Source organism: Amycolatopsis ruanii (assembly GCF_003385175.1).
Lineage (GTDB): Bacteria > Actinomycetota > Actinomycetes > Mycobacteriales > Pseudonocardiaceae > Amycolatopsis_E > Amycolatopsis_E thermalba.
Genome location: NZ_PQHY01000002.1, coordinates 156447 through 177124, shown reverse-complemented (window position 1 = coordinate 177124; position 20678 = coordinate 156447). Strand labels below are relative to the sequence as shown.

General features: G+C 72.4%; 11 protein-coding genes and 1 pseudogene. 4 read left to right on the top strand and 8 right to left on the bottom strand.

What is annotated here, in order from left to right:
• Nucleotide 1: 1 nt before the first annotated feature.
• Nucleotides 2-712, bottom strand: a pseudogene (gene lepB / locus D0D28_RS01920) (signal peptidase I); the annotation flags it as partial.
• Nucleotides 713-736: 24 nt separating this feature from the next.
• Nucleotides 737-1765, bottom strand: a complete 1029-nt coding sequence (locus D0D28_RS01915) for a polysaccharide deacetylase family protein (RefSeq protein WP_116109484.1) — start codon at nucleotides 1763-1765, stop codon at nucleotides 737-739.
• A gap of 67 nt (nucleotides 1766-1832) precedes the next feature.
• On the opposite strand from D0D28_RS01915, the gene D0D28_RS01910 reads away from it, so the two are divergent.
• Nucleotides 1833-3467, top strand: a complete 1635-nt coding sequence (locus D0D28_RS01910; RefSeq protein WP_240323039.1) for a putative glycoside hydrolase — start codon at nucleotides 1833-1835, stop codon at nucleotides 3465-3467.
• A 4-nt stretch (nucleotides 3468-3471) separates the two neighbouring features.
• Here D0D28_RS01910 and D0D28_RS01905 read toward each other — a convergent pair whose 3' ends face one another.
• Nucleotides 3472-4497: a hypothetical protein gene (locus D0D28_RS01905; RefSeq protein ID WP_116109483.1), complete on the bottom strand. Its 1026-nt coding sequence runs from the start codon at nucleotides 4495-4497 to the stop codon at nucleotides 3472-3474.
• A gap of 175 nt (nucleotides 4498-4672) precedes the next feature.
• Here D0D28_RS01905 and D0D28_RS01900 point away from each other — a divergent pair, with 175 nt between their 5' ends.
• The 3 genes from D0D28_RS01900 to D0D28_RS01890 all read left to right on the top strand — a co-directional run bounded on the left by D0D28_RS01900 (nucleotide 4673) and on the right by D0D28_RS01890 (nucleotide 7760).
• On the top strand, nucleotides 4673-5344 hold the full coding sequence (locus D0D28_RS01900; protein ID WP_094004664.1) for a GAF and ANTAR domain-containing protein: 672 nt from the start codon (nucleotides 4673-4675) through the stop codon (nucleotides 5342-5344).
• A gap of 154 nt (nucleotides 5345-5498) precedes the next feature.
• On the top strand, nucleotides 5499-5825 hold the full coding sequence (locus D0D28_RS01895; protein ID WP_094004663.1) for a hypothetical protein: 327 nt from the start codon (nucleotides 5499-5501) through the stop codon (nucleotides 5823-5825).
• Nucleotides 5826-7049: 1224 nt separating this feature from the next.
• Entirely contained in the window at nucleotides 7050-7760 is a 711-nt protein-coding gene (locus D0D28_RS01890) for an alpha/beta fold hydrolase (RefSeq protein WP_116109482.1), read from the top strand.
• 1254 nt (nucleotides 7761-9014) lie between these two features.
• Here D0D28_RS01890 and D0D28_RS01885 read toward each other — a convergent pair.
• Genes D0D28_RS01885 through D0D28_RS01865 form a run of 5 tightly spaced genes read right to left on the bottom strand, consistent with a single transcriptional unit; the run spans nucleotide 9015 to nucleotide 20659 of the window.
• Entirely contained in the window at nucleotides 9015-10232 is a 1218-nt protein-coding gene (locus D0D28_RS01885; RefSeq protein ID WP_094004661.1) for a lipase family protein, read from the bottom strand.
• A gap of 11 nt (nucleotides 10233-10243) precedes the next feature.
• Complete coding sequence (locus D0D28_RS01880) at nucleotides 10244-11242, bottom strand: alpha/beta hydrolase (RefSeq protein ID WP_094004660.1); 999 nt, start codon at nucleotides 11240-11242, stop codon at nucleotides 10244-10246.
• Between the two features lie 20 nt (nucleotides 11243-11262).
• Nucleotides 11263-12855, bottom strand: a complete 1593-nt coding sequence (locus D0D28_RS01875) for an acyl-CoA carboxylase subunit beta (protein WP_240323038.1) — start codon at nucleotides 12853-12855, stop codon at nucleotides 11263-11265.
• The gene (locus tag D0D28_RS01870) at nucleotides 12852-18989 is read right to left on the bottom strand and encodes a type I polyketide synthase (RefSeq protein WP_116109480.1); all 6138 of its coding nucleotides are present in this window, start codon (nucleotides 18987-18989) and stop codon (nucleotides 12852-12854) included. Before D0D28_RS01870 ends, D0D28_RS01875 begins: the two co-directional genes overlap by 4 nt.
• Nucleotides 18986-20659, bottom strand: coding sequence for a fatty acyl-AMP ligase (locus D0D28_RS01865; protein WP_116109479.1), 1674 nt, complete (start codon nucleotides 20657-20659; stop codon nucleotides 18986-18988). Before D0D28_RS01865 ends, D0D28_RS01870 begins: the two co-directional genes overlap by 4 nt.
• Nucleotides 20660-20678: the final 19 nt, after the last annotated feature.

Below are 20678 nucleotides of genomic sequence, written 5' to 3'. Positions count from 1 at the left end.
CGACGGTGCCCCAGCGGCCGGGTGGGAGCACGATGAACCGGACCTTGCCGATGAGGTCGTCCACCGGGACCGGGCCCTGCTCCTCGCAGCGCGAGTCGCACGAGTTGTTGCGGTTGTCGCCCATCACCCAGACGTAACCCTCCGGCACCCGGACCGGCGGGAAGGAGTCCTGCCACTGGCGCGCCGGGTCCTGCCAGTGTATGTAGGGCTCGTCCAGCGGCCGGCCGTCGACGAGGACCCGGTTCCGGTCGTCGCAGCACTGCACGGTCTGACCGCCGGTGGCGATGATCCGCTTGACGAAGTCGCGCTCGTCCGGCGGCGCCAGGCCGAACACCGAACCGACGTCCTGGAGGAAGTGCACCACCGCGTTGTCCGAACGCGTGGTCGTCACCTCGTCGCCCACCCACGCCTCCGGGCCCTTGAACACCACGACGTCACCCGCCTCCGGGTCGGTGAAGTCGTAGGTGATCTTGTCGACCAGGATCTTGTCCCCGTAACACCCGGCGCAGCCGTGCAGCGTGGTTTCCATCGACCCCGACGGGATCGTGTACACCCGCGCGAAGAACTGCTGGAACACGAACGCCAGCACCAGCGCGACGACGATCAGGATCGGCAGCTCGACCCAGAACGGACGCTGTTTCCTGGGCCGCCGCCGCCACCGCCTCGCCGGGCGGGTGGTGCTCTCCTGACCTGCGTCCTCCGGGTTCGGCACCGCACCAGGCTATCGAAAACGGCGTCAGTAGGGGTTCACCCGGTCCCGGAACTTCGCGGCCACCTCGTCGGTGTCCGACTTCGGGTAGGAGATCCGGGCCGGGTCACCGTCCGATGTGTACCGGCTGTCCGCGTTCTGCGCGAGCTTGTCCAGCCACACCGCCGAACCGTATTCGGCCTCCTCACCCGTCGGGCCCTGCGAGCGGATGCGCGGGATGTTGAGCGGGTCGAAGTCGGCGGTGAACGGTGACGCGGACGGGTTCGAGCCGACCAGGAACGCGCCCTGGTAGCGGTAGCCCGCGCCCTGCAACGCCAGCTCCATGGGCCGCGGGTGGATGCCGAACGGCAGCGCGATCGTGGTCGGGTTCGCCCGCGGCGAGGCCCGCCGGATCAGCGCGTCCAGCTCGCCGATCTCGGCCTGCGCGGTCTGCTCGTCGGCCTCGCGCAGGTTCGCGTGGGTCCTGGTGTGGTTGCCGACGTCGAAACCGTGGTCCAGCAACCACGGGATGGTCCGGGCGCCACCGGGGTCGCCGAACGGCTCGGCGTTGACGTAGAACGTGGCGACCGGCCGGAACCGCGGGTGGCTGCGGGCGAAGTCGAGCATGATCGCGACGGCGGTGCCCGGCACCGGGTTGCCGTCCGGGCCGAGCGCGAACTGGCTCGGGTCGCCGTCGTCGAAGGTGAGCACCACGGGGTGCGTGCCGGCCGGGACGTCGATGCGGCCCGCGGTGAAGTCGGCGGCCGACACCGGGACGTAGCCCTCGCGGTCGAGCCGTTCCAGCTCGGCGCGGAAGTCGTCCGGCGTGCGGTCGTAGACCGATTCGGGTTCGGTCACGATGCGGTGGTACATCAGCACCGGGACCCGGCCCAGCTCGTTGGCGCGCACCGTGGCGGGCCTGCCCGGGGCCGCCGCCGGGGCGGACGAGCGCAGCGGGGCGAACGCGGCCCACCCCTCGCCGCCGTCGCTCTGCTCGTGCGGGTGGCCCTCGACGACCGTCGTGCACGCCGTGAGCAGGAACAGGACCGCGACGAGGGAAGCCAGCTTGGGTGTCACGCCTACCAACGTGCGCCGTCCGTAGCGCGGAGGCAACGGGGTGTAACCCGAAGGGATGGATTCCCGAATGACCCGCCTGATCCGGGGAATGTGCCCGCTGCTCGGCACACCGGCGCGGGAGGGTTACATGGGCAGGCAGCGGACACGGTCCCGGAACGCGGTTCTGGTCCTCGTGGCCATCGTCGCCACGGTCGCCATCGCCGCCACCCCGACGGTGGTGCAGTCGCTCCCGTTCGGGCTGGCCATCCAGGGCCTCGGCGACGGGGTCACCACCAACGCGGAGTCGCTGCGGGACATCCGGGTGCTGGCGGCCAGGGACAGCGACCTCGATCGGGTCACGGTCATCCTGGACGACCAGCCGGTGACCACAGCGCGTGACGGTGGCCGGCTGGTCCTGCCGCCGCTGAAGGTCGGCGACGGCGAGCACACCCTCGTCGCCCGGCTGCCGAACGAGATTCCGGGCCTGCCGGACGCCGAGGTGTCCCGCACCTTCCACGTCGACAACACCGCGCCGGAGCTGTCCTTCCAGCCGATCGAGATCAGCGACCCGCGCAAGCCGGTGACCCTGCGCGGCACGGCCAAGGGCGCGGACAAGGTCACGGTGCAGGGCGAAGAGGTGAAGGTCAACGAGTTCGGCAACTTCACCGTCACCATCCCGACTCCCCCGGCGAAGATCGAGATCGGCGCGCAGGACGCGGCGGGCAACCGCGCGGCCGGCCGGGTCCCGGTGCGCGCGCGGCACCCCGGCATGCGCGGCGTGCACATGACCGCGGTGGCGTGGACGGCGCCGGCGCTGCGCGAACCGGTGCTGCAGATGGCGCGGGACGGGTTGATCGACACGGTCCAGCTGGACATCAAGGACGAGAGCGGCGAGGTCGGGTACGCCTCGCAGGTGCCGCTCGCGAAGGAGATCGGCGCCGCGAAGAACTACTACGACCTGCACGGGGTCGTCGAGCAGCTGCACAAGGAGGGGGTCCGCGTCGTCGGGCGGCTCGTCGCGTTCCGGGACCCGATCCTGGCGCGGGCGTCGTGGGAGTCCGGCGAGCGCGACCGGGTCGTGCAGAGCGCCGACGGGCAGCCGTGGGCGGGCGGGTACGGCGAGTACGCGTTCACCAACTTCGCCAACCGCGAGGTGCGGGAGTACAACATCGCGCTGGCGACGGAAGCCGCGCGGGCCGGGTTCGACGACATCCTCTACGACTACGTGCGGCGGCCCGAGGGCCCGATCGAGCAGTTGCGGTTCCCCGGACTGGAGGGCACGCCGGAGGAGGGGATCGTGGACTTCCTCGCCGAGAGCCGCAACGCGGTGCGGGCCGAGGGCGCGTACCTGGGCGCGTCGGTGTTCGGGATAGCGGTCAACCGGCCGACGCAGATCGGGCAGGACATCACCGCCATGGCACGCAAGGTGGACTACATCGCGCCGATGATCTACCCGTCGCACTGGGGTCCGGGCGAGTACGGGGTCGCCGATCCGGAGTCGCAGCCGCTGGAGATCACCCAGCGGTCGCTGGCGGCGTTCGCCGAGAAGGCCGCCGGCACGCAGTCGGTGATCATCCCGTGGATCCAGGCGTTCAGCATGTCCGTCCACTACGGACGCGACCAGATCCGCGCGCAGCTGGACGGGGCGCGGGCCAACGGGATCGACTCGTTCCTGCTGTGGAACGCCTCGTGCAAGTACAACGCGGCGGACCTGGCGCCCTGACCGGTCAGACCGGGAGGGGTTCGATCTCGCCCGGGGTGGCGTAGCGGTACCGATCGCCCACCTTGATCTCCAGGTGCAGGTATCCCTCTTCATCGGACAGTACCGCGTGGACCGTCCCGATCAGACCGTCGCGCAGCCGCACCCGACTCCCGGCGGACACCGCGACCCCGGCGACCACCACCTCGTCGGTCTCCGGGCACACCGCGCCGGGGTCCCACCAGGTGTCCTCCGGGATGCCCCGGCGCAGGTACTGGATGCGTTCTTCGCTCTCCGGCACGAGGATCGGGTGGTCGTACAGGGTGACCGGCGCGGCCAGCACCGCGGCGTCGTTGTCGCCCAGCAGCACCGGCCACAGCCGGTGGCTTTCGCACTGCTCGGCGGCCGCACGAGCCCACGGCGGCGGCTCGGTCAGCGACACGAACCGGCCGGCGTTCACGGCGAGCACCACATGGACGGACAACATCGCGTGCCGCAGCGCCTCTTCGCGCGATGAGTCCGGCTCGTACCACTCGGTGGTGTTGACGACGTCGGCGCGCAACCGGATCCCGTTGCGGCCGCCCAGGACCCGCGCACTCAGCCGCAGCTCGCCGGTGACCGACCAGCTGCGGCGGACGAGTTTCCCGGCCCGGCCGAGGATTTCGGTCCGCTCGGCGCCGCCGACGACGAACGGGACGCAGGTGCGCTGGGCGGTCAGCTCGGCGACCGGCAGCACCGCGTCGGTCTGGCGCTCGACCACCTCGTCCCAGGTGGTGTGCTCGGTACCGTCCACGGTCAGCGACGCCACCGGGTCGTACCCGCCGTCGGCGCCGCGGCGGCACACGACGCGCTCCTGGCTCTGCAGGAACCGCAGCCGGACGTGCAGCACTGCGTGCGAGCGCGGTTCGAGCAGGCACTCCACGCGGCAGTCGGCGAAGTCACCGGCCTGCGGCGACGCGAACGCCGGCGGCATCAGCACGCCGAAGTCCGGCGTCCGCGGGTGGTACAGGACGGCGTCGCCGATCGCCCTGGCGGTGTCGAACGCGGTGGTCATGCGACACGGTAGGACTGTAACGCATATCACACAAGCGCGATCGCCCGCGCTGGGGACGTAAACGCTGGTCAACAACGGTGCAGAGCCGATCGGCCACGTATCGTGGTTCACCCGATCAGCCCAGTTCTGCGGACCGGTAGGCGGGTACGGCTTGGGGACACCGGGAGGGCGGCCGATGCGCACCGAACTGATCGACGCCCTGCTCGAACTGCTGGCGCGCGAATCCGAGGACTTCGACGTGCACCGGTTCGCGCAGGACCTCGCCGAGCGCGCGGCGGTTCTCGGGCCGGCCCGCGACGCCGGGGTGGTGCTGTCGTTCCCGGCGGAGCCGGAGCGGATCACCGCCGGCACCGGAGCCGCGCCGGCGCTCGTGCGGTTCCAGCTCGAACACGACGAGGGGCCCGCGCCCGAATGCCTCCACAGTGGATCATCCGGTGGTGGTCCGTGGCCCCGGTTTTCCACTGCCTGCGCGGAAGCCGGTTACTCCTCAGTAGAAACTTTGCCGATTCTGGCGGACGGCCGGGTTTTCGGTGCGCTCTGTCTGTTCGACGCCGGCGGGAACGCGGGCGGGACCGGGCTTCGGCTGGCGCACGCCGCGGCGCTTCGCCTGGCCCACCAACGGGATCTGCACCAGCTCGGCGTGCGGTTGCGGCACCTGCAGACCGCGTTGGACAGCCGGATCGTCATCGAGCAGGCGAAGGGGATGCTCGCCGAACGGCACAAGATCGGTGTGGACACTGCGTTCGAGGGGTTGCGGCGGTACGCGCGTGACCACAACCAGCGGGTCGCGGACCTGGCGCGCGCGATCGTCGACGGCCGCGACCCGGTGCGGCCGAACGATTTCTGACGGTTTCCGGGGGACGAAGGGTCGTGTTCCGGACATTCGCCGGTTAGCATCGGGTTCCGCCGTCGCCAGGAGGCAGGCAGACGGCGGAGGAGGAACCCGCTCCGGACCCCGGCGGTGCCCGCTGTTGGAATGCTCGATGCGAGGGGAGCACCGGATGACGACCACGTCCCACGACCACCAGCTGCAGGCGGACGCTTTCCGCGTCGGGGACCGGCTGATGTACCTCGACCGCGACGACGACGGGCCGGACAAGGTGACCGTGCGCGTGGGTGTCGTGTCCGGGAAGTGCCGGACCGGCGAGGAGGGCCTGCTGGTGCCGATGACCGACGAGGACGGCGGGGAGCGGTGGATCGCCGCCTCGGACGTCCTGGGCAGCGGCTCGAGAGCGGGCAACCGTCATGAGACCGATCGGCCCGCGCGGTGGCGGCACCACCTGTCGCCCAGCGGACGGCACCATCGGCAGGAGGCGCCGGAGTCGTGAGGTGAGCCGGGCGTCCGGCTGGCCGGGCGTCCGGCGGTGGTTCCGGGCGGCCGGGGCGGTGGTTCCGGCAGCCCGGCGGTGGTTCCCGGCGGCCCGGCGGCGGTTCCCGGGCGTCTGTGCGGCGGTTCCCGGGCGGTCGGGCGGTGGTGCCGGGCGCCCGGGCGGCGGTTTCGGGCGGCCGAGCGGTGGTTCCGGGTATTCGGGCGGTTCCCGGGCGTCTGGGCGGCGGTTCCCGGGCGTCTGGGCGGCGGTTCCCGGGCGTCCGGGCGGCGGTTCCCGGGCGTCCGGGCGGCGGTTCCCGGGTGTCCGGGTGGCGGTTCCCGGGCGGTCGGGGCGGTGCTTCCGGGCGTCCGGGTGGCGGTTCCCGGGCGTCTGGGCGGCGGTTCCCGGGCGTCTGGGCGGCGGTTCCCGGGCGTCCGGGCGGCGGTTCCCGGGTGTCCGGGTGGCGGTTCCCGGGCGGTCGGGGCGGTGCTTCCGGGCGTCCGGGTGGCGGTTCCCGGGCGTCTGGGCGGCGGTTCCCGGGCGTCCGGGTGGCGGTTCCCGGGCGTCTGGGCGGCGGTTCCCGGGCGTCTGGGCGGCGGTTCCCGGGTGTCCGGGTGGCGGTTCCCGGGTGTCCGGGTGGCGGTTCCCGGGCGGTCGGGGCGGTGCTTCCGGGCGTCCGGGTGGCGGTTCCCGGGCGTCTGGGCGGCGGTTCCCGGGCGTCTGGGCGGCGGTTCCCGGGTGTCCGGGTGGCGGTTCCCGGGCGGTCGGGTGGCGGTTCCCGGGCGGTCGGATGGCGGTTCCCGGGCGGTCGGGGCGGTGGTTCCGGGCGCCTGGGGCGGCGGTTCCCGGGCGGTCTGGGGGTGGTGCCGGGCGCCCGGGCGGCGGTTTCGGGCGGCCGAGCGGTGGTTCCGGGCGGGCCCGGCGCCGGTTCCGGGCGTCCGTTCGGCCTCACCCGCGGAGGGGGCTCGGCGGGGGTGATTTTCGGGAGCCCTGCCCGGCCATCCCCTCGGCCAGCGCCGCGCGGGCCGCACCCTGCCACTCAAGCACGGCGTCCTTCTCGGCGCCCACCCGATCGGACTAGTCCGGAACAGTGTGCCCACCGCTCGCGCCGGTCATCAAACCTCGAAAATCATTTTGATCACGGGCGAGCGGGTTGTAGCGTCGCGGCGTTCGTGCGGCCTGAGGAGGTGAGACCCATTTTCGCGGTATCCGGTTGGGTTCTCCTCCCGAAAGGCATCACTCATGCGCTTCACCTCGGAGACGGCTGCTGACGGCGTCTCGGAACGTTCGTTCTCGCTCGGCGATGTGACCGGTGTGTTCTGGTCACCGGTTGGCGCCGTCGGCGGTCCGCTGGTGCTCCTGGCACACGGCGGCGGGCAGCACAAGAAGGCCCCGGGGTTGGTGGCACGAGCCCACCACTTCGTGCGGGCCTGCGGATTCTCGGTGGTGGCCATCGACGCGCCGGGCCACGGTGACCGGCCGCGCACCGAGCAGGACGAGCGGGCCCGCGCGCTGATCCGGCAGCGGATGGCGGCGGGCGAGCCGGTTTTCGACGAGATCGCGCGGGACAACGCCTCGCGGGCGGCGCAGGCCGTGCCCGAGTGGCAGGGGGTGCTGGACGCGCTGCCGGGGTTCGGGCCGGTCGGGTTCTGGGGCGTGTCGATGGGCAGTGCGATCGGGATCCCGTTGGCCGCCGCGGAGCCGCGGATAGCCGCGGCGGTGTTCGGGCTCGCCGGCGATCTGCTGGTGGAGGCCGCGCGAGGCGTGCGAATCCCGATCGAGTTCCTGCTCCAGTGGAACGACGAGCTCATCCCACGCGAGACGGGCTTGACGCTGTTCGAGGCGTTCGCGTCGGAGGAGAAGAGCCTGCACGCCAACCCCGGCCGGCACGCCGACGTGCCGCACTTCGAGCTGGAGAGCGCGGGGCGGTTCTTCTCGCGGCACCTGCGCTGAGGCCTGGGTAGTTGCGCGGGTGGGCACTTCGTGACGGCGCGAGTGGGCCAGTCGCAGGACGGTGAATGGACCGTTCACCCGCGGCCGGGGCAGCTGGGGCAGGCAATCGGCGCCGCGCTGGATCGCCTAGAGACGGGTGAGTGGGCCAGTCACACGGCGATGAACGGGCCATTCATCGGCAGCACCCGGCGGCGAGATGCGTGAGGGCTGGGCGGCGAAGCCCGCACCGGCTCCCCTGGCCGGGCGGGTGGGCCAGTCGTGAAGCAATGAATGGACCGTTCACTCGCCAGGGGGAGTTGAGACGGGGAGTCGGAGCCCGGGATGGGTCGCCCGGCCGCGTGAGTGGACCACTCGTATGCGGATGAACGGGCCATTCATCGGCAGCACCCGGCGGCGAGATGCGTGAGGGCTGGGCGGCGGAGCCCGCACCGGCTCCCCTGGCCGCACGAGTGGACCAGTCGTGAAGCAATGAACGGACCGTTCACTCGCCAGGGGGAGTTGAGACGGGGAGTCGGAGCCCGGGATGGGTTGCCCGGCCGCGTGAGTGGACCACTCGTATGCGGATGAACGGGCCATTCATCGGCGGCACCCGGCGGCGAGGAGCGTGAGGACGGGGCGGCGGAAACCGCACCGGCTCCCCAAGCCGCACGAGTGGACCAGTCGTGAAGCAATGAACGGACCGCTCACTCGCCCAAGGGAGTTGAGACGGGGAGTCGGAGCCCGGGATGGGTCGCCCGGCCGCGTGAGTGGACCACTCGTATGCGAATGAACGGGCCATTCATCGGCGGCATACGGCGGCGAGGAGCGTGAGGACGGGGCGGCGGAAACCGCACCGGCTCCCCAAGCCGCACGAGTGGACCAGTCGTGAAGCAATGAACGGACCGCTCACTCGCCCAAGGGAGTTGAGACGGGGAGTCGGAGCCCGGGGTCGGTCACCGGCGCTGCGTGAGTGGACCACTCGTATGCGGATGAACGGACCGTTCATCGGCCACAGGCGGTCGCCAGGTGTGCAAGGGCTGGGCGGCCCGGCGGGAAAACCGGGCCGCCCAGCACGTTCACGGTTGGCGGAGCCAACCAGCGGATCAAAGCTCCCAGAGCGCGGGGTCACGAGGCAGGATCAGCGGGTTCGCAGGCGCCTCACTGGCAAAGGGCACAAGGCATCATCAGCACCCCCAAGGCGCCTCACCAGCGAAGGGCCATGACCCACCGCCAGCACTCCGAAGGCGCCTCACCGACGAAGGACCACCACCGCCATCAGCAGTTCGACGGTGCCTCCTTCCCGGCGAACCTGTCGACGATCCACTTGTGGGCGTCCGCGTTGCCGGCGAATATGCCGCTCAGGTGGTCCGACACGTAGGTGCTCCACTGCTCCCGCACGCCCGCCGCGCAGTAGCGTTTGTGCAGTGCCTCCGCCTGGGGGGTGTTGACGATCTCGTCCAGGGCCGCGTGGTACTGGAACACCGGGACGCGTGGCGGGGCCGCCCCCAGCTTGTTCTCCGCCAGGCGCGCCTGCCACTCGGGCGTGTCCAGCGGGTTCGACGTCGTGTAATCGGAGATCTTCTTGAACGCGTAGTTCGTCAGCAGCTCCACCACACAGGCGTTCCGCTTGGCCTCCGCGAGTTGCTGCCGGCCCGTCTCGTTCAGGTACGAGTCCAGCCGCAGCTCCGGGTACGCCGCGTCCAGGCCGACCGCCGCGAACGCCAGGAAACCGAAACCCAGGTACCCGTCCAGCCCCTTCGCCACCTCGGTCAGGTCCGCGGGCACCCCACCGGCCACCGCGCCCACGAGGTTCATCTCCGGCGCGTACGTCGGCTGCTTCTCCGCCGCCCACAGCGCACCCCCGCCGCCCTGCGAGTAGCCCTGGAAGATCACCTTGGCGCCGTCGGACAAACCAGCCTGCGACAACCGCTGCGCGGCGCGCACCGAGTCGATCACCGCGGGGCCCATCGACTGGCCCGTGATGTACGTGGGCACGGTGGTCGGCGAGTAACCCTCGTAATCCGTCACCGCCACGGCATACCCGCTCGACAACGAGTCGTTGATCGCCGGCTGGTCGTACAGCGTTCCGCGCTCGATGGCCTTCGACGGGGTGCACTTGAACGCCGGCCCCTGCGTCCCCACCGCGAAACCGACGATCGGCGCCGTCGACCGGTCCACCCCCTTCGGCACCAGCACCGTGCCGGTCACGGCGTTGCGCTCCCCCAACGCGTTCGTCGACAGGTACATCACCTCCCACGCGTCCGCGTTCGCCGCGTTCATCAGCGGCACCGTCGGCCGCCAGCGGATCACGTCACCGGGGCTGCCCGCCGGGAGCGGTGACGGCGGGGTGTAGAACGAATCGTCGAACGGACCCGGCAACACCGGGCTCGCGGCGACCGCGGACGGCGGCGAAAACGCCACCGCGCCACCCGCGAACAACACCAAACCCACCAGCGCGGCCAGCAGCCGACGCCGGAACTCACGGTTCTTCACACGTTCCTCCTTCACAGACCAAGAGCCGGAGCGAGCACCGGCCACGAGTTGTGCAGTGCCCGTTCCCAATACGGCCAGCTGTGCGTGCCGGCGCCGTAGTAGTCCACAGTGGCCGGAACGCCCATCAGCTTCAGCTTGTCGGTGAAGCTGCGGGACGTGAGCAGCGCCGCCGGTTCCAGCGGATCCCACTGCCCCGGCGGATCGAGCGGGCCGGTCCGGCCATCGCCGCAGGAAATGTAGAGCGCGGTGCCGCGCAGGTCGTCGATGTGGTCGTACGGGTTGCGCGACCACCAGATCGGCCAGCTCGCCTTCTCGTCACCCCACAGGTCGAAGAAGTTGTAGTGCCCTGCCCGGATCAGAATGCCCTGGATCACCTCGGGCGTGCCGGGGAACAAGGTGTTCGGAATTCCGCTGTACGACGCCGCCGCGCCGAACATTCCCTTGTGGAGGAAGGCGTACGCGAGCGCGCCGTACCCACCGATGGAAACCCCGGCTACTGCTCGCCGCGTGCCACCGCGGTAACCGCGTTCGACGATCTGCCGGACCTCTTCCGTGTGGAACCGGTCCCAGTCCGGTGTGGACTTCAGCCCGAAGTTCCACCACTTCGTGTACATGCCGGCCTCGCCGTCGGAGGGCATGACGACGATCGCGTCCTTGTCCGCGGTGAACGCCTTCACGTCGGTGAACCGGTCCCACGACTGGTAGTCCGCCGGCTCGCAGCACCCGTGCAGCAGCCACAGCGTCGGCCAGGTCCGGGCGGGCTCGGCGCGCCACTTGACCGGCACGATCAACCGCACCATGCCGGTCCGGCCCAGCGCGGGCGAGTCGATCTCCAGGTCGACCGTCCGGTCGTCGATCCAGGTCTCGGTGACCACTTTCGCTCCGTCGTCGGCGCTGACCGTGGCGGCCGACACCGGCGCGGCCAGCGCGGCACCGGTGACCATGGCGACGACGGGTAACACCAGCAAGGCCCAGCGGCGACGGCGGCGCCCGGCCCGATCGGTTCTCATCGGTTCTCCTCGGGTGTTTCTCACAGCGGGATGTTGCCGTGCTTCTTCGCCGGCAGCGTCTGCCGTTTCGTGCGCAGCGTGCGCAACGCGCGCGCCACCTGCAGCCGGGTCTGGGACGGCGGCACGACCATGTCCACGTACCCGCGCTCGGCCGCCAGGTACGGGCTCGCGTGGTGCTTGCGGTACTCCTCGGTCAGCCGCCGCACAGCCACGGCACGCTCCTCAGTGGACAGTCGTGCCAGCTCGTGCCGGTGCAGCACCCCGACCGCGGCCTCGGCGCCCATCACCGCGATCTCCGCGGTCGGCCAGGCGAGGTTGACGTCCGCGCCCAGGTGCTTGGACCCCATCACCGCGTACCCGCCGCCGTAGGCCTTGCGCGTCACCACCGTCACCTTCGGCACGGTCGCCTCGGAGTAGGCGTAGATCAGCTTCGCGCCGCGCCGGATGATGCCCTGCCGCTCCTGCTCGGTCCCGGGCAGGTACCCGGGCACGTCGGCCAGCGTGAGGATCGGGATGCCGAACGCGTCGCAGAACCGCACGAACCGGGCGGCCTTTTCGGACGCGTCGATGTCGATCACCCCGGCCTGCCACAACGGCTGGTTCGCCACGATTCCGACCGAACGCCCCTCGATCCGCCCGAACGCGCAGATCATGTTGGGCGCGAACGCGCCGTGGATTTCGGTGAACTCGCCGTCGTCGACCAGCCGCCGGATCACCTCGGTCATGTCGTAGGCCTGGTTGAGCGAGTCCGGGATCAGCCGGTCCAGCTCGAGATCGGCCGGGGTGATCTCGCGGGACGTCTCGTCCACGTACTCCGGCGGCACGTCCAGGTTGTTGAGCGGCAGGTACCCGAGCAGCGTCTGCACCCAGTCGATCGCGTCGCGCTCGTCGGTCGCCCGGTGGTGCGCGTTGCCGGAGACCTCGCTGTTGACCGTCGCGCCGCCGAGCTGCTGCGCGGTGACGCGCTCACCGGTCACCGCGTGCACGACGTCCGGCCCGGTCACGAACATGTGCGAGGTGTCCTCGACCATGACGGTGAAGTCGGTGATCGCCGGCGAGTACACCGCGCCACCCGCGCACGGGCCCATGATCATCGAGATCTGCGGGATCACCCCGGACGCGTGGGCGTTGCGCCGCCCCAGCTCGGCGTAGTAGGCCAGCGACACCACGCCCTCCTGGATGCGCGCGCCGCCGGAGTCGTTGATGCCGATGACCGGGCAGCCGATCGACATCGCCAGGTCCATCACCTTGAGGACCTTCTCGCCGAACACCTCGCCCATGCTGCCGCCGAACACGCTGAAGTCCTGCGAGAACAGGCAGACCGGGCGTCCGTCCACAGTGGCATGGCCGGTCACCACGCCGTCGCCGTAGGGCCGGTTGCCGTCCATGCCGAACTCGGTGCAGCGATGCCGCGCGAACTGGTCCAGCTCCACGAAGGACCCGTCGTCGACGAGCAGGTCGATGCGCTCGCGGGCGGTCAGCTTGCCCTTGGCGTGCTGCCGGTCGATCGCGCGCTTCTCCGCGATGCGCACGGCTTCGTCCCGGCGGCCGGCCAGATCGGCGATCCGGTAGGCCGTCGTGGGAGCGAACGGGACGTCCACTGCGGTCCTCACTTCCGGGTTGTCCGGTCGCCGAGCGCGGCCGCGAGAACGGACACGTGCGGCGGGTCGATCATCGAGACGTGGTCTCCGGGCACCGGCACGATCTCCAGGGCCGGGCAGAACTCGTCCCAGCCCAGCGACTCGTCCTCCCGCAGGTAACGCGGGTCGAGCGCGGTGGTCAGCGGATGCGGTTCCTGCGCGCGGAACAGCAGCACCGGCCCGTCGTACCGGCCCGGCGAGTACCGTTCGGCCACCCGGGCGTCCACATAGGACGTGTACTGGTGGTGCAGCACGCCCTCCCCCAGCCCGGGCACCTTCTCCGCCAGCTGCCGCATGACCAGTCCGATCTGCTCGGCCTCGCCGAGCCGGGCCAGTTCGTCGCGCGGGATGTCCAGCGCGACGCCGTAGGTCTGCTCGATGTGCGTGGCGAACCGGTCGAACCGGTCCAGCAGCAGGTCCTCGGCGGGCGCCTCGGCCGGCCGCGGGAGGATGGTGTCGATCAGGAACACCAGCTCCACCGGCTTGCCCAGCTGACGCGCGCACTCGTAGGCGAGGCAGCCGCCGAACGACCACCCGCCGAGCCGGTAGGGCCCCTGCGGCTGGATCTCCCGGATCATGTCGAGGTACCGGGCCGCTTTGGCCTCGACGGTGTCCACCTCGTCCAGCCGCTCGAACCCGTAGACCGGGAACTCGCCGGGCAGGTCCCGCACCAGTCGCGTGTAGACACTCGACGGACCGCCCGCGGGGTGGAACAGGAACACCGGCGTCCCGGTGCCCGAACGCAGGCAGCGCACCGGCCCCGACCCCTCGATCCGGTCCCGCAGCAGGTCGGCCATCGCGGCGATCGTCGGCCGGTCGAACAGCTCCGCCGGCAGGTCCGGGAGTTCCGCCGACATCGCCGCCCGCAGCCGCGCCGGATCGCCGGGGAAGTCCTCGTGCACGCCGGAAAACCGGCCGAGCACGTCGTACCAGTGTCGGGCCACCCACCGCTCGGCGGGATCACGCGGCCCGACGACCACTTCAGTGACCGGGGCCGGACCGGCGTCGAACCCGGCCTGCTCCGCGAGGTGCGCCGCCAGTTCGGCGAGGCTCGCGCCACGCAGCAGCATCGGCACCGGCAGCGGGAGGCCGAAGTCGCGCTCGACCGCGCCGCGGGCGCGCATCGCGAGCAGCGAGTCCAGGCCGAGCTGGGTGAGCGGGACGTGCCGGTCGACCTGCTCGGGCGCGAACCCCATCAGCCCGGCGACCAGCGACGTGAGGTGGTCGGCGATGGCCGGGTGCGCGGTCGCCGGTTCCAGCGCGTCCAGGCCGGGCCAGGCCGGGGTCGTCACGCGCCGGGGCACGAGCAGGTCGAAGAACGGCCGGTCGGCCAGGCGCGGGAACAGCTCCAGCACCGCCTCCGCGTCGAGCCGGGCCACGCCGGTCGCCGCGCAGTCGCGGGCCAGCACGGCGTCCAGCGCTTCCAGCGCCTCGGCGGTGCCGAGCGGTTCGAGCACGGGGTTGGTCACACCGACCGCGGCGCCGGCTTCGCCCCACGCGCCCCAGTTGATCGTCGCGGCCGGGAGCCCCTGGGCGCGGCGCCAGGTGACCAGCGCGTCGGCGTAGGCGTTGGCGGTCGCGTACGCGGCCTGGCCGGGTGAGCCGAACAACGCGGCCGCCGACGAGTAGACCAGCCACCAGTCCAGGTCGTGGCCGAGCGTGGCCTCGTGCAGCCGCCAGGCGCCCGTCGCCTTCGGCCGCCACGCCGTCGTCAGCTGCTCGGGCGTTAGCGACACCGCCGCGCCGTCCGCGAGCACGCCCGCCGCGTGCAGGACACCGCGCAGCGGCACGCCTCCGCTGGTCGCGGCCTCGACGAGCCGGTCCGCGACCCCGGGTTCGGCGATGTCCCCTGCCACGACGACCGCGCCGGGGATGTCGGCCTCGCGCGCGGCTCGTCCAGACAGGACGATGCGGGTCGCGCCCCGCTCCGCCAGCCAGCGCGCCGCGACCAAGCCGAGCCCACCCAGCCCACCGGTGATCACATAGGCGCCGTCGCGCACTGCCGGCCCCTCGGCCGCGCCGAGCCGGGGCCGGGTCAGCTCCCGGGTGTGCCGGACGCCGCGGCGCCACGCGATCTCGTCGTCCGGGCCGTCCGCGCGCAGCTCGTCCGGCAGCCGGTCCAGCGACTCCGGGTCGACGTCGACCAGGCTCGCGTGCAGCTCGGGGTGCTCGAACGCGAGCACGCGGACCAGCGCGCGCAGGCACGCCAGGTCCGGACGGCCCGCCTCACCGGGATCGACCGCGGCGGCCGAGCCGGTCACCAGCCACAGCCGCGAGGGCGTCTCGGCGAGCTCGGCGACCACTCGCGTGACCTCGTGCACGAGCGCCGGGCCGTCCGCGTCCCGGGCGAACCACACCACACCGTCCGGGCGGGTCGCCAGCGCCGCACGCAGCGCTTCGCGGTTGCCGGGCGGGACCACGACCACGCGGTCGTCACCGAACCGCAGGCCCGGCTCACCGTGGTGCAGCAGCACCCAGGTGCGGTCCTCCTCGGCCGCGCCGGGCAGGTCGGTCCGCGTCCAGGTGGCCTCGAACAGCTTGCCGGACAACGGCACCGGTAGCGCGGCCCGCCGGAACCGGCGGGCGTGCACGTCGCGGAACTCCACCAGCACCGTGTCGTCGGCGGCGACGAGCTGGACCGTGCCGCGCAGGTCGTCGCCGGACAGCGAGCCGACGACCGCGTCCACCCGCGCGCCCGACCGCGGATCGCCCGCGACCGTGACCGCGCCGATCGACATCGGCAGGAACAACCCGTCCGCCTCGCGCAGCGCCGGACCGGTCGCGGCGGCCAGCGCGTGCAGGCAGGCGTCGGCCAGCGCCGGGTGCAGCACGTGCCCCGCGGGCTTCGGCATTCCGACGGCCGCCGACGCCCGCCCGGCCACCGCGGTGACGTCGCGGAGCAGCCGGAACGCCGGGCCGTAGCTCATACCCATCGCGTCCAGCGCGGCGTAGAGGTCGACCGGCTCGCCGTCGACGGCCCCCAGCGGCTCCAGCGGCACCGCCTCGCCTGCCCGGGCGGTCGCGTGGCACACCCAGCCGCCCGGTTTGGTGTGCACGCTGATCACGCCATCGGTCAGCGAGGTCGTGACCTCCTGCTCCGCGCCCAGCGGCAGGATCTGACGCAGCTCCACGTCGGTGACGCACGGCCCGGCCGCGGCCAGCGCCAGCTCCACGAACCCGGTCGCCGGGAAGATCGGCGTGCCGAACGCCGCGTGGTCGGCGAGCCAGGGGTGCCGGCCGGTGCCGATCTCGCCGCGCCACACGCGCTGGCTGCTGCCCGGCACCTCGGCGTGCGTGCCCAGGAACGGGTGCCCCGCCGTGCGCGCCGGGCGCCGTGCCCAGAACCGCTCGTGCCGCCACACCGTGCCGGGCAGGTCGGCGACCGGTTGTGCCGGCTCGCGAGCCGTCAGCACGGAGGGGTGACCGAGGACGTGCAGGCGGGCCAGGCTGGTCAGGAACGCGATCCGCTCGTCGGTCTTGCGGCTCGCGGTCGGCAACCCGGTCGCCCCGGCCTGCTCGACCGCCGCGAGGGCGACCGGATGCGGCGCGATCTCGACGAACGTGCCGTGCCCGTCCTCGACCGCCGCGGCGAGGTCCTGCGCGAACCGCACCGGCCGGCGCAGGTTCGCCGCCCAGTAGTCCACATCGAACAGTGGCTTGTCCCGGGGGTCGTCCAGGACGCTGGTGTAGCACGGAACCTCCGGGCTGCCCGGATCTACGGTGAGCCCCGCGCGGAACCGGTCGAGGATCGCGTCGACCGCGGGCGAGTGCCCGGCTCCGCTCACCGGCAGCAGCTTCGCGAACCGGCCCTGACCCTCCACATGCGACACCAGTGCGGCGACCGCGTCGGCGTCGCCGGTGACCGTGCACTGCGCCGCCGACGCGTACACCGCGACCTCGACCCCGGGAAATTCCGCGATCTCCGCGGCCGTCGCCTCGACCACCGCCATCGCGCCCGCACCGGCCGCGTCGATCTCGCCGAGCAGCCGGGCCCGGGTCGTCATCACGCGCAGACCGTCGGCGACGTCCAGCGCCCCGGCGACCACGGCGGCGGCCACCTCGCCCATCGACTGCCCGAGCACCGCCGCCGGGGTCACGCCGTGCGCGCGCCACAGCCCGGCGAGAGCGACCTGCATGCCGAACAACGCCAGCTGCGTCGCCGCCAGGTCCGGCGGTTCCCCGGTCAGCATGTCCCGCAGCGAGAGCCCGGCCTCGGCGCGGAACACCGCGTCGAGCCGGTCCACCTCGGCGGCGAACGCGGGCTCGGTGTCCAGCAGCCGCCGCCCCATGCCGGTCCACTGCGAGCCGTAACCGGAGAACACGAACACGGCCCCGTCGAGCCGGCCCTGCCCCGGCTCCACCTCGCGCAGCGCGGCCGCCAGCTCCGCACGCGAAGAGGCCACGACCGCGGCGCGCACCGGCAGGTGGTCGCGGTGGTGGGCCAGCGTCGAGGCCACCGCGCTCAGCGGCACGTCCGACGACTCGACCCAGCGCGCCAGCTCCGCGGCCAGCTCCCGCAGCCCGTCCGCGGACCGATCGGAGACGGCGAAGACGTGCGGGCCGTCGACGTCCGCGAACCTCGGGGTGGCGGGCCATTCCTCCAGCACGACGTGCGCGTTGGTGCCGCCGAACCCGAACGCCGAGACACCCGCCCTGGCCACGCCGGAGTACCGCGGCCACGCCGTTGGCTCCGTGACGACCCGCAGGCCGTCGAAGTCGATGTGCGGGTTCGGCTCCCGGTAGTGCAGGCTCGCCGGCACCCGGCGGCGGGACAACGCGAGCACGGTCTTGATGAAGCCGGTGATGCCGGCCGCGCCCTCCAGGTGACCCAGGTTGCTCTTCACCGAGCCGAGGAGCAGCGGCCGGTCCGCGTTCCGGCCCAGCACGCGCTTGAGCGCCCCGGCTTCGATCGGGTCGCCGAGCAGCGTGCCGGTGCCGTGCGCCTCCACGTAGTCCACCACGGACGGGTCCAGCCCAGCCACCGCGTAGGCGTCGCGCAGCAGTGCGGCCTGCGCCTCGGGGTTGGGCGCGGCGATGCCGTTCGACCGGCCGTCGGAGTTGACCGCGCTGCCGCGGATCACCGCCAGCACCCGGTCGCCGTCACGGCGGGCCGCGCGCAGCGGCTTCAGCACGACGACCCCGCAGCCCTCGCCGCGCGCGATCCCGTCCGCGGCCGCGTCGAACGGCTTGCACCGGCCGTCCGCAGCGAGCACCCCGGCCTCGGCGAAGTTCGCCGTGATCCCCGGCGACAGCAGCAGGTTCACGCCGCCGACCAGCGCGGCGCCGATCTCGCCGCGTTGCAGGCTCTGCACCGCCTGGTGCACGGCGACCAGCGACGACGAGCACGCGGTGTCGATCGTGAGGCTCGGGCCACGCAGGTCGAGCAGGTAGGACAGCCGGTTCGCGGCGATGCTCGCGGCGGCGCCGGTGCCCGACCACGCGTCGATCGCGGACACGTCGGTCATCGTGAGGTAGCCGTACTCGCTCGCCGACAGCCCGACGAACACGCCGGTCCGCGTGCCGCGCAGCGACGACGGCGGGATGCCCGCGTGCTCCAGCGCCTCCCACGCGACTTCGAGCAGCAACCGTTGCTGCGGGTCCATCGCCTCGGCCTCGCGCGGGGTGATGCCGAAGAAGGCGGCGTCGAAGCCCAGCGCGTCGTCGAGGAACCCGCCCCGGCGCGGCAGCGCGGCCAGCTCGGCGGCGGTCGCGAAGGATTCCCAGCGGCCTTCAGGCACCTCGCCGATCGCGTCGTCGCCGGATTCGAGGAATCGCCAGAACTCCTCCGGAGACGAGATGCCGCCCGGCAGGCGGCAACCGAGACCGACGACCGCGATCGGCTCGCCCGGCTCCGGAACCCACCGCGCCATCGACTCGCGTTCCACATCGGACAGTGCCGCGACGAGGTCGTTGATCGTCGGGTGTTCCCAGACCAGGGTCGCGGGCAGCGACCGGCCGAGCAGGCGCCCAAGGTCACCGGTCAACGTCATCGCGTCACGCGAGGACAACCCGGTCTCGTGCAGCGGTTTCGCCGGGTCGGCTTCGGCGGCGGGGATTCCGAGCGTGGTGGCCACCCGGTCCACCAGCCAGGCACGCAGGTCGGTCATGCCAGCCGCCGCGCGTCGAGCGAACCGTCCAGGTACCGCTGCCGGGTCAGGGCCCGGCTGATCTTGCCGCTCGACGTCCTGGGCACCTCGCCGGGTTCGGTGAACACCACCTCACGCAGCCGCAGGCCGTGCACCGCGGACACCTCGGACCGCAGCCACGCCGCCACCTCGTCGAAGTCCGCCTCGGCGTGGCGCGCTCGCTCCAGCACCACCACCGCGACCTCACCGTCCGCCCCGGGCACCGAGAAGGCGGCGGCCGAGTGCGGCCGGACCACCGGATGCGCCTCGACGGTCTGCTCGACGTCCTGCGGGTAGTGGTTGCGGCCGTCGACGATGATCAGGTCCTTCATCCGGCCGGTCAGGAACAGCTCGCCCGCGAAGATCACCCCGAGGTCCCCGGTCGCCAGCCAGTCGCCGGACTCGCCCGGCACCTGACGGCCGAAGGCCGCGTCCGGCCGGTTCCAGTAGCCCTGGCCGATGTTCGGGCCGCTGACCCAGATCTCGCCCACCGTCCCGTCCGGCACCGGAACGCCGCCCGCGTCCACGATCCGGATCCGCTGGCCGACCGGGCGGCCGCAGGACACCAGCGTGGTGGTGGCCCCGCCGGACGCGGGCGTCGCGGTCCCGGCCGCCAGCCGGTCCCGGTCGAACGTGACCTGCCGCGACGGCGACCCGGCGTCGGTCACCGACACCAGCACGGTCGCCTCGGCCAGGCCGTAGGACGCGCGGTGCACCTCGGGCCGCAGCCCGCACTCGGCGAAGGCGTCCTGGAACTTCGCGATCGTGGACGGCAGAACCGGCTCGCTGCCGTTGATCAGCGACACCACCCGGCTCAGCTCCAGGTAGCTCTTGTCCCGTTCGGACACCCGGGACGCGCTGTAGGCGTAGGCGAAGTTCGGTGCGGCGCTGATCGCGCCCGGGCTGGCCGACAGCGCACGCAGCCAGCGTTCCGGCCGCTCCAGGAAGGCCAGCGGATCCATCAGCACCGAGGTCAGGCCGCCGACCACCGGCGCGCCCACGCCGAGGATCAGGCCCATGTCGTGGAACAGCGGCAGCCAGCTCACCGTCGACGTGGTGCCACGCTCGCCGCCGTAGGCCCGCAGCGCCTGCCGCGCGTTGGTCACGACGTTGCGGTGCGTCAGCATCACGCCGGCCGGGCTGCGCGTGGACCCCGAGGTGTACTGCAGGTACGCCAGGTCGTCCGGGTCGGGTTCCGGCCACGCCCGGGTGCCGGGACCAGCCTCGATGGTGTCCACCACGACGATTTCCGGGTCGGTCACCAGGCCCTTCACGTCGTCGCGCTCGTCGTCGGTGGTCAGCACCAACGTGGGCGAGCAGTCGGCGAGCACCGCGGTGAGCCGGTCCCCGTGCCCGGGCAGCGACGGGGCGAACAACGGGACGGCGACCAGGCCGGCCCGGATCGCGCCGAGGAAGGCCACCACGTAGTCGACGGACTGGTTCACCAGGACGGCCGCGCGTTCGCCCGGTTCGGCCAGCCCGCGGGCGTGCTCGGCCACCGCGCTCACGCGGTCGTCGAGTTCGCGCCAGGTCAGCGAGATCGCGTGCCCGTCGGCGCTGGTGCGGTAGTCCAGGAACGTCACGGCGATCTCGTCACCCTGCACGCGGGACCAGTGTCCGAGCATGGTGGCGAACGAAGAATTCTCTGTCATCGAGTCCCTCGGGGAAATC